Here is an 11,760-nt window from a genome sequence, read left to right on the forward strand (position 1 = left end):
CAGGCGCCTTGCGGTAGCGGGCGCGATCACGGCCATGGCGGCCGTCGTGGGGACGAGCGGAGCCTCAGCGGCCCCGGTGCCGCCCAAGGGCGCGACGTTCCCGGGAATCGCCGCCGCGGCGCCGGCCCCGGCGCCCGCGGTGCCGACGTTCGTCAACGGCATGGCCCAGGCCGTCTTCGCCAGCGGCACGGCGAACTACGTCAACCACGAGCTGTGGGTGGAGACGAACGCCGACACGGACTTCGACGGCAAGAGGGATCGCGTCCACGTTGACGTCTCGCGGCCGAAGGAGACCGACAGCGACGGTCTCAAGGTCCCGGTGATCTTCGAGGACAGCCCGTACTACGCGGGCGGCGCGGACGTCCTGAACTGGGCCGTCGACCACGAGATCGGCGCGCCGCCGGCGAGTCGTCTCCGCGCGCCGGACTTCAACAGCGACAACACCAGCCCGACGATCAGCACGATCTACGAGTCGACCTGGGTGCCGCGCGGGTTCGCCGTCGTGCACTCCGAGTCGCCCGGGTCCGGCAACTCCGACGGCTGCCCGAACTCCGGCGCGCCGATCGAGACGACCGGCGCCACCGCGGTCATCGACTGGCTCAACGGCCGCGCCAAGGGCTACACGACCCGCGCCGGGACGACCGAGGTCAACGCCTACTGGACAACCGGCAACGTGGGCATGATGGGCACGTCCTACAACGGCACGCTGCCGATCGCGGCCGCCACGACCGGCGTCGAGGGCCTGAAGGCGATCGTGCCGATCTCGGCCATCAGCGACTGGTACGACTACTACCGCGCCAACGGCATGACCCGCGCGCCGGGCGGCTTCCAGGGCGAGGATCTCGACGTCCTCACGGAGTACGTCTACTCGCGCAACGACGAAGGCGCGCACCGCACGAAGTGCTGGCCGACGATCAACGACGTCGCCGCCAACCAGGACCGCGCCACCGGCAACCGCAGCGCCTTCTGGCAGGACCGCAACTACATGAAGGACGTCGCCAAGGTCAAGGCGGCCGCGCTCGTCGCCCACGGCAACAACGACTTCAACGTCATGACCAAGAACGCCGCGCAGTTCTACAACGCGCTCAAGGCCCAGAACGTCCCGCACGCGTTCTACTTCCACCAGGGCGGGCACGGCGGCGCGCCGCCGGACTACCTGATCAACCTGTGGTTCACGAAGTACCTGTGGGGCGTCGACAACGGCGTCGAGAACCTGCCGAAGTCGTGGGTCGTGCGCACCGAGACGGGCGCGTGCCCGCCGCGGGAGAGCGCCGTCACCGCCGAGGCGGCCAACACGGCCACGCTGACCGTCGCGAGCGCCGCGCCGTTCCGCGTGGGGGAGACGCTGACCGTCCCGCAGACCAACGCCAACGGGACGATCACGTCGACCACGCGCGTGATCACCAACATCGCCGGCACCACGCTCACGCTGGCGACCCCGGTCGCCACGGCGGCCGGTCAGAAGGTCGTCAGCGGTGCCCTCGTCAGCCTCGCGTGCGGCAACGCCAACCCGACGCCGTACGCCGAGTGGCCCGATCCGGCCACGAGCGACGCGGTGCTCAAGCTCACGCCGGGCGGCCTCAGCCGCGGCGGCCTGACGCTCGCTCCCGGCGGCACCGGCACGGAGACGCTGATCGACGACGCCGGCGTGACCGCGGCGACGCTGATGAACGCGGCGAGCGAGGACTCCCGCCTGCTCTACACCACCAACGTGCTCAAGGCACCGGTGCGGATCAGCGGTACGCCGCGGGTGACGCTCAACGCGGCGTTCAGCAAGACCAAGGCCAACATCACCGCGATCCTGGTCAGCCTGCCCGAGACCGGCGCCGGCACGATCCTGACCCGCGGCTGGCGCGACCCGGAGAACCGGACGAGCGACTTCACCACCGAGCCGATCGTCCCGGGCACGGCCTACAAGCTGGGCATCGACCTGCAGCCCAAGGACACGATCATCCCCGCCGGACGGCGGATCGGGCTGATGGTGCTCGCGTCGGACCGCGAGTTCACGGTGCGGCCCGCACCGGGCACGCAGCTGTCGCTGGACCTCGCGGGCAGCTCGTTCACGCTGCCGATCGTGGGTGGGGAGCGGGCGCTGTCGCTCGCCAACGGCGACGCGGTCGTCGACGCGCCGGTGGGTGGCGCGGTGCCGGCGACCCTCGCCCTGACGCTGGGCGGCTCGGCGACGTTCGGCGCGTTCACGCCCGGCGTGGCGAAGGAGTACACGGCGGCCACCACGGCCAACGTGATCTCCAGCGCGGGTGACGCGACGCTGACGGTGAGCGATCCCGGCCGCCTGATGAACGGGACGTTCGCGCTGCCCGAGCCGCTGCGGGTCGAGATCGCCCCGGCGACCTGGTCGAACCCGGTGGCCAACGCCCCGGTCGCGATCACGTTCAAGCAGCTCGTGAAGGCGACCGACGCGCTGCGGACGGGCGCTTACAGCAAGACGCTGACGTTCACCCTGTCGACGACGACACCGTAGCTGGGGAGGGGGCTCGCCGGAACCGTCCGGTGGGCCCCACTTCCGAGCGCGCGGCTTCGCGCACGAACAGGAAGAGCACGATCGCGCCGAGGATCAGCCCCGCGTCGACGAAGATCGCGGCCGACCAGCCGCCGGTCGCGTCGCGCAGCGCGCCGCTGACCGCGGGGGAGAGCACCGCGCCGATCTCGCCGATCAGGTTGTTCATCCCGAACGCCGCGCCGTGATGCTCCGGCGCTGCGATGTCGGCGATCATGGCGTGGGCGATCGGCTGCATGGCGTTGAAGAACGTCGACGCGCTGAACAGCAGCGCCGCCATCAGCCAGATGCTCGCCCCGCCGGCTGCGATCACGAACCCGAAGATCAGCGTGAGCACGAACTGCGCGCTGGTGAAGGCGATCAGCAGCGGCTTGCGCCCGCCGCCGTGCCGGACGGCGACGTCCGACAGCCAGCCGCCGACCGGGAAGCCGAGGATGCCGGCCCCGGCGTTGAACGCGGCGATCAACGCGCTGCGGCCGAACGACGAGCCCGCGGCGTCGGCGACGATCGAGACCGACCAGAAGCCGAAGAACCACAGGTTCCACAGCACGGCGATGAACGCGAGGTTGATCAGCACGAGGTCGCGCGACTTCAGGACGACGCCGACGTCGGTGTTGCGCCGCGTGAAGACGAAGCCGACGAGCATCAGCGCGAGCGCGACCTCGAGGATCGCGATCCAGAGGTCGCTCAACCCCGCGGCGTCGCCCACGAAATAGACCGCCATGATCGCGGCGAGCCCGATGGCGGCGAAGCCGAGCATGTGCAGCGTCGCGCGGGCGTAGGGCAGACCGTGCTGTTGGCGGCGGAAGTAGACCGCGATCGAGACGCCGACGACGAGCGTCGCCGCGCCCAGGACGAGGAACGGCATCCGCCAGGCCTGGTCGGCGGCGAACACCTTCCCGCCGAGGTCGATCAGGTCCGGCGTGAAGACCGTGGCGATCGTGATGCCGAGCGCCAGACCGGTGATCACGACGCCCATCCCGAGGCTGCGTTTCTCCTGCGGCGTCTGCTCGGCGATCAGCGAGCGGTCGTTGGAGTAGAACGTGCCCTCGCCGAGACCGGTGATGACGCGCACGGCGATGAACGCGACCAGGCCGCTGATGATCCCGCTGACCATCGTCGCGATGCCCGCCCAGACCAGGCTGATCGTGATGATCGTCCGGTGGCCGTACTTGTCGCCCAGGTAGCCGCCCGGGAACTGCGTGAGCATGTAGCCCGCGAAGAACAGGCCGCCGATCAACCCCCCGAGGGCGTAGGGCTTGTCCGAATCCGCGAGGAACCCGACGTTGTTGTCGATCATCCAGGTGACGACCGGGCCGGTGAGGGCGCGGTCGGCGGCGCTGACGGTCCATCCGAGCAGGAGGAACACCCACAGCGTCCGGTAGGCGGGCCAGGTGCGCATGCGGACCGGTCTACCCGACCGCCGTTTCCAAACACCAGACATTTAGTCGGGGTCTAGGCTGGAAGGCATGTCCGCCGCCGCCCCCGCCACTCTCCCCGCGTTCGACCCGCGCGATCCTCTCTCCCTCGACGGTCTGCTCGATGACGAGGAACGTCTGATCCGCGACACCGTCCGCCAGTACGTGCGCGAGAAGTTCCTGCCGCACGTCGCCGGATACTTCGAGAACGGGTCGCTGCCGGAGACCACGGGGCCGGAGCTCGGGCAGCTCGGTCTGCTCGGCATGCACCTGGAGGGCTACGGCTGCGCGGGCGCGTCGGCGACGGCGTACGGGCTCACCTGCCTGGAGCTTGAAGCGGGCGATTCCGGCCTGCGCTCGTACTGCTCGGTGCAGGGCTCGCTGGCGATGTTCGCGATCTATCGCTGGGGCAGCGAGGAGCAGAAGCAGCGCTGGCTGCCGGGCATGGCCGCGGGGACGACGATCGGCTGCTTCGGCCTGACCGAGCCCGACGCCGGCTCCAACCCGGCCGGCATGCGCACCCGCGCGAAGAAGGTCGGCGACAAGTGGGTGCTCAACGGCACCAAGATGTGGATCACCAACGGCTCGCTGGCCGACGTGGCGATCGTGTGGGCGCGCACCGAAGAGGGCAAGGTCAACGGCTTCCTGGTCGAGAAGGGCATGCCGGGCTTCACCGCGCCCGTCATGCACGGCAAGCTCTCGCTGCGGGCGAGCGTGACCTCCGAGCTCGTGCTCGACGGCGTCGAGGTGCCGGAGGCCAACCGCCTGACGGAGGCGACGTCACTGCGCGCGCCGCTGTCGTGCCTGAACGAGGCGCGCTACGGCATCGTGTGGGGCGCCGCGGGCGCCGCGCGCGCGTGCTACGAGGCGGCGCTGGACTACGCGAAGACCCGTGTGCAGTTCGACAAGCCGATCGCCGGCTACCAGCTCACGCAGGCCAAGCTCGTCGAGATGGCGGTCAAGGTCGGGCAGAGCACGATGCTCGCCATGCACCTCGGGCGCCTGAAGGACGCGGGCACGCTGCGGACCGAGCAGGTCTCCTTCGGCAAGTACCACAACGTCCACGCCGCGCTCGAGGTCGCCCACAGCGCGCGCTCGGTCCTCGGCGCCAACGGCATCACGCTCGAGTACCCGGTGCTGCGCCACGCCAACAACCTCGAGTCGGTCTACACCTACGAGGGCACGCACGAGATGCACACCCTCATCCTCGGCCAGGCCATCACGGGCCTGGCGGCGTTCACGTAGTTATCGCGTTGAGGCCCGTGATCTCGCGGGCGACGATCAAAGACTGGATGCTGTCGGTGCCCTCGAAGGTGAAGATGGCCTCCATGTCGGCGTGCTGGCGGGCGACGTGGTTCTCCAGGAGGATCCCGTTGCCTCCCAGGATGTCGCGCGCCAAACCGACGATCTCGCGCGCCTTCGCGGCGTGATTCATCTTCGCCAGCGACGCCATCCCGGCGGTCAGGCGCCCGTCCTGCGCCAGTTCGGACAGCCGGAGGCAGAGCAGCTGCATGGCGGTGATCTCCGCCAGCATGCGGCTGAGCTTGTCCTGCACGAGCTGGTAGCTCGCGATCGGCTTGCCGAACTGCTCGCGCTGCTTGGCGTAGGCGAGTGCGGCCTCGTAGGCGCCGAGCGCCATGCCCAGAGCACGCCACGCCACCGTGTAGCGGGTCCGCGACAGCACGCCCGCGACGTCGCGGAAGTTGCGGCAGCCGGGGAGCTTGCTCTCGTGCGGCACGCGCACGCCGTCGAGGTGGATGTCGGCCTGCCACACCGCCCGCAGCGCGGTCTTTCCGGTCATGACCGTCGCGTTGAAGCCCGGCGTGCCCTTCTCGACCAGGTACCCGCCGACGTGCCCGTCCTCGTCGCGCGCCCACACGATCACGACGTCGGCGATCGTGGCGTTGCCGATCCAGCGCTTGCGGCCGTCGAGCACCCACGCGTCGCCGTCACGCCGCGCGCTGCTCTCGAGCTTGACCGCGTCGGAGCCGTGGTCGGGCTCGGTCAGCGCGAACGCGCCGATGGCGTCCAGGTCCGCCATCCGCGGGAGCCAGTGCTGCTTCTGCTCCTCCGAGCCCAGCATCGCGATCGACTGCATCGCGAGGTTGGAGTGCACGCCGAAGAACGTGCCGATGCTGCCGTCCGCGCGCGCCCACTCCATGCTCACGAGCCCGGCGGCGGTCGCGCTCATGCCCGGGCAGCCGTAGCCGTCGACCGTCCCGCCCGCCAGCTGCAGCGCGGCGATCTTGGGCACGAGCTCGAACGGGAACTCCGCCCGCTCCCAGTAGTGGTTGATGACCGGCGTGACCTCCTTGGCGCAGAAGTCGCGCAGGCGGTCCCGGATCCCGCGCTCGTCGTCCGTCAGCTTCTCGTCGAGCAGGTAGAAGTCGGTCACCCGCCGCAGTGTGCCACCGTTCGGGCATGGACCTGCGCAGTGCGGTCGAGTCCGGATGGGAGCACCAGCTGGAACTGCTGCGCGCGCTGGTGCGCTCCCCGAGCCTGCTGGGGAGCGAGCGTGACGCGCAGGAGCTCGTCGCCGCCGAGCTCGCCGACATCGGCCTCTCGCCGCAGATGTGGGACGTCGGGTCGCACGGCCCGGGTTCGTCGCCGCCGCTGCTCGACTACACGCGGCGCCCGAACGTCACCGCGATCCGCCGCGGCGCCGGCCGTGGGCGCTCGCTGACGTTCAACGGCCACATCGACGTCGTCCCCGTCGGCGTCGAGGCCAACTGGTCCTATGACCCGTGGGGCGCCGCGATCGAGGGCGGCCGGATGTACGGGCGCGGCGCGGCGGACATGAAGGCGGGCGTGGTGGCGATGCTCGGCGCGCTGCGGGCGCTGCGGAACGTCGAGCTGGGCGGAACCCTGTGCGTGGAGACCGTGATCGAGGAGGAGTGCACGGGCAACGGCGCCGCCGCCTGCCGGGCACGCGGACCGCGGACCGACGCGGCGTTGATCCCGGAGCCGTTCAACCACCTGGCGCTAGAGGCGCAGGTCGGGGTGCTGTGGGCGACCGTGACGGTCGAGGGCCGCGCCGCCCACGCCGAGCGCGCCGATCAGGCCGACAACGCGCTCGTCAAGGCGTTGCCCGTGATCGAGGCGATCCGTGCGCTGGAGCGCGAGGTCAACGCCGACGCCGCGTTCTACGGCCATCCGCACCCGCTCAACTACAACGTCGGCGTCGCCCGCGCCGGCGATTGGGCGTCGTCCGTTCCCGAGCAGTGCGTCCTCGAAGTGCGCCTGGCGGCGCTGCCGGGCGAGGACCTGGCGGCGGTGCGCGCCCGCTTCGAGGCCGCGGTCGATGCGCGCGTCGAGTGGCGCGGCTTCCAGGCCGACGGGTTCACGCTGGCGCGCGAGGAGCCGCTCTTCGACGTCCTCGGCCGCGCGCACACGGCGGTACACGGCGCACCGCTCGAGTTCCTCGCCTTCACCGGCACGACCGACGCCCGCGCCTTCGTGGTCCACGACGCGACGCCGGCGACCTGTTACGGCCCGATCGGCGGCAACCTGCACGCGCCTGACGAGTGGGTGGACCTGGAGAGCGTGCGGGCGACGACGCTCGTGCTGGCCCTGGCGGCCGCGGAGTGGTGCGCGATACCTTGAAAGGGTGAGCGTCGACCTCGAGGAACTGCGTCGCCTTCGCCGCGCTCGCTCGCTCATGGACCGCGAGTACGACCGCCCGCTCGACGTCCCCACCCTGGCCCGCTCCGCGTTCATGTCGACCGCGCACTTCAGCCGCCGCTTCCGCGACGCGTACGGGGAGACGCCGTACTCCTATCTGATGACGCGGCGCATCGAACGCGCCAAGGCCCTGTTGCGCCGCGGCGACATCAGCGTGACCGAGGCCTGCTTCGCCGTCGGCTGTACGAGCGTCGGCTCGTTCAGCTCGCGCTTCACCGAGATCGTCGGAGAGACGCCGAGCGCGTATCGCGCCCGCGACCACAGCGACAGCCTCGCGGTGCCGAGCTGCGCGGCGATGGTCCTCGGCCGCCCGCGCCGGACCCGTGCGGGATCGAGCAGGAACGAAGAAGCATCTCCCGCCGCCACCCCCTAGCTTCGTGTCCATGACCGTTTCACTCAGCGCCGTGCACGTGCTCACCGACGATCCCGACGCCGCACTCGCCTTCTACCGCGACACCCTTGGCCTCGAGGTCCGCAACGAGGTCGCCAACGACGGGTTCCGCTGGATCACGCTCTCGACGAAGGACCAGCCCGAGATCGAGATCGTGCTCTCCGAGCCCCACGCGGGCCGCTCCGAGGAGGACGGCGACGCGCTCGCCGCGATGCTCGCGAAGGGCGAGCTGCCCGGGCTCCTGTTCCGTACCGACGATCTCGACGGGACCTTCGAGCGGGTGCGCGCTGCCGGCAACGCCGAGGTCCTGCAGGAGCCGGTGGATCAGTTCTGGGGCGTCCGGGACGCCGCCTTCCGCGATCCCGCCGGCAACATGGTCCGCATCAGCCAGGCGTGATGACCGTGACGCCCTCCTGAGCGAACGAGCCCATCGACGCCAGCTCGTCGCTCGCCGCCTCCAAACCGATCGTCTTCGCCACCAAGGCTCCGGGTCGTACCGATCCGCCCGCGATCGCGCTCAGCATCGCCGGGTAGTGGCGCACGGCCATCCCATGCACGCCGAACACGCGCAGCTCACGCGCGATGACCGTCGCCATCGGGATCGGCACGACCCGCGAGTCGCCCAGCAACAGCCCCACCTGCGCATGCCGGCCGCGCTTGCGCAGGCAGTCGATCGAGTTCACGCACGTGACCGGGTGACCCAGGGCGTCCAGCGACACGTGCGCCCCGCCGCCCGTCACGTCGCGGATCGAGCCGACCACGTCGTCTGACGCGACCGCCTCGGCGCCCAGCGCGCGGGCGCGCTCGAGCTTCGCCGCGTCGATGTCGACCGCGACGACCCGCGCGCCCGCGGCGGCGGCGATCATCAGCGCCGCCAAGCCGACGCCGCCGCAGCCGTGCACGGCCACCCACTCACCCGCCCGCACACCGGCGTGCACGTGCAGCGCCGCCCACGCCGTCATGAAGCGACAGCCCAGCGAGGCCGCCTCGACGTCGCTCAACCCTTCGGGTACGGCGACGAGGTTCAGGTCCGCCCGCGGCAGCGCGACGAACTCGGCGAACGAGCCCCACGCCGTGAAGCCCGGTTGGAAGTCCTGGTCGCAGATCTGGGTCTCGCCGAGCCGGCAGGGCTCGCACACGCCGCACCCGCAGCAGAACGGCACCGTGACCCGGTCGCCCACCGTCCACCCGCGCACCGAAGGACCCACCTCCGCGACGACGCCGCACAGCTCGTGGCCGGGCACGTGCGGCAGCACGATCGACGGGTCGTGACCCATCCACGCGTGCCAGTCGCTGCGGCAGACGCCGGTCGCCCGCACCTGGACGACGACGCCGTCGTCCCCGCACACGGGATCGTCGACGGTTTCCAGCGTCAGTGGCTCCGCGAAGGAGCGCAGCATCGTGGCGCGCATGGCCCTATTGTCGCCGTCCGTGGACCCGCTCAGCCTCCCGCCCGACGAACTGCGCCGTCTCGGCCACTACGTGTGGGACCGGCTGGTGGACCGCTGGGAACACCTGGACGAGCAGCCGCCGATCGCGCCGGTCGACCCGGACTTCGGCCCGCACAGCCTCGCCGCCTGCCCTGACGGTCCGACCGACCCGCAAGCCGCGATCGACGAGCTCTTCGACGAGATCCTCCCCCGCGGGCAGCGCGCCGATCACCCGCGCTTCTTCGCCCGCATCGGCAGCCCGAGCAACCCGATCTCGGTCCTCGCCGACCTGATCGGCGCCGGCCACAACACCTTCGCGGGCAGCTGGACGGGCGGGGCCGGCGCGTCGGCGGTCGAGCTCGCCACGCTCGACTGGCTGCGCGACTGGATGGGGATGCCCGCGAGCACCGAGGGCGTGCTCGTCTCCGGCGGCAGCGTCGGCACGCTCACCGCGCTTGCGGCGGCGGCGCAGGCGCGGGTCGACAGCCGCGACCAGGCCACGGCCTACGTGCAGGAGCACACTCACTCGGCCGTCGCCAAGGCCTGGCGCATCCTCGGCTTCAACCCCTCCAACCTGCGCGTCCTGCGCGCCGACCCCAGCTTCCGGCTCCAGCCCGCGGCGATCGAGGCCGCGCTCGGGATCGACCGGGACGCCGGCCTGGAGCCGTTCGCGGTCATCGGCAGCGCCGGGACGACGAGCACCGGCTCCGTCGACCCGCTCAACGACCTGGCGGACCTCGCCCAGCGCGAGGGGCTGTGGTTCCACGTCGACGGCGCCTACGGCGCGCCGGCCCGCCTGACGCCCCAGGGCGCGGAACTGCTGGCCGGTATCGAGCGCGCCGACTCGCTCGTGCTCGACCCGCACAAGTGGCTCTTCCAGCCCTACGAGATCGGCGCCGTGCTGACGCCCCACGCCGGCCTGCTGCAACAGGCGTTCACGCTCGACGGCGCCTACCTGCGCGACACGCGCGGTGGCGTGGTCGAGTTCCGCGAGCGCGGGCCGCAGCTCACCCGCGGATCGCGGGCGCTGAAGCTCCACCTCTCGCTGCGGACCTTCGGCCTGGACGCCTTCAAGGCCGCGATCGCGCACGGCATCGCGCTCGCCGAGCACGCGGAGGCCCTGCTCGAGCAGGACCCGGAGTGGGAGGTCGTCTCACCCGCCACCCTCGCCGTGATCTGCTTCCGCCGCCGCGGCCACAGCGACGAGCAGACCGACGCGATGGTCCGGCGCACGATCGAGGACGGCTACACCGCACCGAGCACGACCCTCCTGCACGACCGCTCGGTCGCCCGCCTGTGCACGATCAACCCGCGGTCGACCGAGCGCGACATCGAGGGCACGATCGAGCGCATGGGGCGCTTCTCCTAGGGGTCCGGGGGGGCCGGCGCACCGCCGGCCCCCCCATTGCTCCATTGCCGCTCGTGCAGCCGTAGCTGGTCTGGTCAGGACAGAGCGGGAGGTCGGCAGGGGTCGCTCTTCGGGGGGTCCGTGAGGGGTGCCGACCGCTTGGGCATGACCATCCTAAACCGGTCACGGGCCCTTGCGCAAGGGGGTCTGAGACGGACCTGCAAGCTTCACATCAAAGCTCAACATGCCACCCGTATTTGGCGCGTAGGCGCTCTTGAATGAGGTTGTCACGCTGCTGACGGGTACGCTTGCTTGCGACCATGCCCACCAGTTCATCAACCCCATCCGGTAACAGCCGGACCAGACCTGCGGGGGAAACCTCGGAGGCCCGGATCGCAAAAGCCCTGGCTCATCCGCTGCGCGCGCGCATTCTGCAGCGGCTGGGCGAGCGGGTTGCGAGCCCCGGGGACCTCGCCGTGGAGCTGGGCGCTCCACTCGGCGTCGTCTCTTACCACGTACGGATGCTGCGCGATTACGACTGCGTCGAGCTCGTACGCACGGAGCCGCGTCGCGGCGCCCTGCAGCACTTCTATAAGGCCACCGCGCGGCCGAACCTGGACGAGGACCAGTGGCGCACGCTGCCGTCAGGGCTGCGGCGTGAGCTGACCGGCGAGACGATCCAGGAACTCGTCACCGACCTCGCGCACGCGGCGGATGCCGGCACGCTCGAGGATCCGGACGTCGTGCTGACCCGCACGCCGCTGGAGCTCGACGAGCGCGGATTCAAGAAGCTCAACAAGCTGCTCGCCAAGACCCACGAGCAGGCTTTGGCGATCGCCGCCGAGAGCGCCGCCCGCCAGGCGGACGCGGTCTTCCCGACCGAAGTGGCGATCCTGCACTTCAAGCGGGCGCAGGGAGGCTGAGCGTGGGAGGGACCCCGCCGCGCTGAAGCGGCGGGGTCCCTGTCATCCACG

The 11,760-nt window shown here is 71.0% G+C and carries 10 protein-coding genes; 7 read left to right on the plus strand and 3 right to left on the minus strand.

Translation table 11 applies throughout. The features are described from left to right. Positions 1-34 precede the first annotated feature (34 nt). Positions 35-2,482 carry a Xaa-Pro dipeptidyl-peptidase gene (locus OM076_RS28405; RefSeq protein ID WP_270043496.1) on the plus strand — a complete coding sequence of 816 codons (2,448 nt, stop codon included), beginning with the start codon at positions 35-37 and terminating at the stop codon, positions 2,480-2,482. Here OM076_RS28405 and OM076_RS28410 read toward each other — a convergent pair. Further along, positions 2,457-3,920, minus strand: a complete 1,464-nt coding sequence (locus tag OM076_RS28410) for an MFS transporter (RefSeq protein WP_270043498.1) — start codon at positions 3,918-3,920, stop codon at positions 2,457-2,459. The genes OM076_RS28405 and OM076_RS28410 overlap by 26 nt on opposite strands. Before the next feature lie 67 nt (positions 3,921-3,987). On the opposite strand from OM076_RS28410, the gene OM076_RS28415 reads away from it, so the two are divergent. Then, positions 3,988-5,181 carry an acyl-CoA dehydrogenase family protein gene (locus tag OM076_RS28415; RefSeq protein ID WP_270043499.1) on the plus strand — a complete coding sequence of 398 codons (1,194 nt, stop codon included), beginning with the start codon at positions 3,988-3,990 and terminating at the stop codon, positions 5,179-5,181. Here the strand turns inward: OM076_RS28415 and OM076_RS28420 are convergent. Next, a complete protein-coding gene (locus OM076_RS28420) occupies positions 5,174-6,331 on the minus strand; it encodes an acyl-CoA dehydrogenase family protein (protein WP_270043500.1) in 1,158 nt (385 codons plus the stop codon). The genes OM076_RS28415 and OM076_RS28420 overlap by 8 nt on opposite strands. A gap of 26 nt (positions 6,332-6,357) precedes the next feature. Between OM076_RS28420 and OM076_RS28425 the strand changes: the two genes are divergently transcribed. The 3 genes from OM076_RS28425 to OM076_RS28435 are packed head-to-tail and all read left to right on the plus strand — an operon-like array spanning position 6,358 to position 8,405. Next, positions 6,358-7,539 (plus strand): ArgE/DapE family deacylase, encoded by a 1,182-nt coding sequence (locus tag OM076_RS28425; RefSeq protein WP_270043501.1) that lies wholly within the window; start codon positions 6,358-6,360, stop codon positions 7,537-7,539. A gap of 55 nt (positions 7,540-7,594) precedes the next feature. Beyond that, positions 7,595-7,990: a helix-turn-helix transcriptional regulator gene (locus OM076_RS28430; protein WP_272598519.1), complete on the plus strand. Its 396-nt coding sequence runs from the start codon at positions 7,595-7,597 to the stop codon at positions 7,988-7,990. 10 nt (positions 7,991-8,000) lie between these two features. Then, complete coding sequence (locus OM076_RS28435; protein ID WP_270043503.1) at positions 8,001-8,405, plus strand: VOC family protein; 405 nt, start codon at positions 8,001-8,003, stop codon at positions 8,403-8,405. Here OM076_RS28435 and OM076_RS28440 read toward each other — a convergent pair. After that, positions 8,392-9,420, minus strand: coding sequence for an alcohol dehydrogenase catalytic domain-containing protein (locus OM076_RS28440; RefSeq protein ID WP_270043504.1), 1,029 nt, complete (start codon positions 9,418-9,420; stop codon positions 8,392-8,394). The two genes, OM076_RS28435 and OM076_RS28440, sit on opposite strands and share 14 nt — an antisense overlap. On the opposite strand from OM076_RS28440, the gene OM076_RS28445 reads away from it, so the two are divergent. Next, positions 9,419-10,807 (plus strand): pyridoxal phosphate-dependent decarboxylase family protein, encoded by a 1,389-nt coding sequence (locus OM076_RS28445; RefSeq protein ID WP_270043505.1) that lies wholly within the window; start codon positions 9,419-9,421, stop codon positions 10,805-10,807. The genes OM076_RS28440 and OM076_RS28445 overlap by 2 nt on opposite strands. Positions 10,808-11,106: 299 nt before the next feature. After that, positions 11,107-11,709: an ArsR/SmtB family transcription factor gene (locus OM076_RS28450; RefSeq protein WP_270043506.1), complete on the plus strand. Its 603-nt coding sequence runs from the start codon at positions 11,107-11,109 to the stop codon at positions 11,707-11,709. Positions 11,710-11,760 lie beyond the last annotated feature (51 nt).

The organism is Solirubrobacter ginsenosidimutans (assembly GCF_027587205.1).

What these genes read in the sequence shown, in the direction of transcription:
- OM076_RS28430 (WP_272598519.1), top strand. Translation starts at nt 7,595, where the DNA reads ATGGACCGCGAGTACGACCGCCCGCTCGACGTCCCCACCCTGGCCCGC.
- OM076_RS28405 (WP_270043496.1), top strand. Translation starts at nt 35, where the DNA reads ATGGCGGCCGTCGTGGGGACGAGCGGAGCCTCAGCGGCCCCGGTGCCG.
- OM076_RS28445 (WP_270043505.1), top strand. Translation starts at nt 9,419, where the DNA reads ATGGCCCTATTGTCGCCGTCCGTGGACCCGCTCAGCCTCCCGCCCGAC.
- OM076_RS28440 (WP_270043504.1), bottom strand. Translation starts at nt 9,420, where the DNA reads ATGCGCGCCACGATGCTGCGCTCCTTCGCGGAGCCACTGACGCTGGAA.
- OM076_RS28415 (WP_270043499.1), top strand. Translation starts at nt 3,988, where the DNA reads ATGTCCGCCGCCGCCCCCGCCACTCTCCCCGCGTTCGACCCGCGCGAT.
- OM076_RS28425 (WP_270043501.1), top strand. Translation starts at nt 6,358, where the DNA reads ATGGACCTGCGCAGTGCGGTCGAGTCCGGATGGGAGCACCAGCTGGAA.
- OM076_RS28410 (WP_270043498.1), bottom strand. Translation starts at nt 3,920, where the DNA reads ATGCGCACCTGGCCCGCCTACCGGACGCTGTGGGTGTTCCTCCTGCTC.
- OM076_RS28435 (WP_270043503.1), top strand. Translation starts at nt 8,001, where the DNA reads ATGACCGTTTCACTCAGCGCCGTGCACGTGCTCACCGACGATCCCGAC.
- OM076_RS28450 (WP_270043506.1), top strand. Translation starts at nt 11,107, where the DNA reads ATGCCCACCAGTTCATCAACCCCATCCGGTAACAGCCGGACCAGACCT.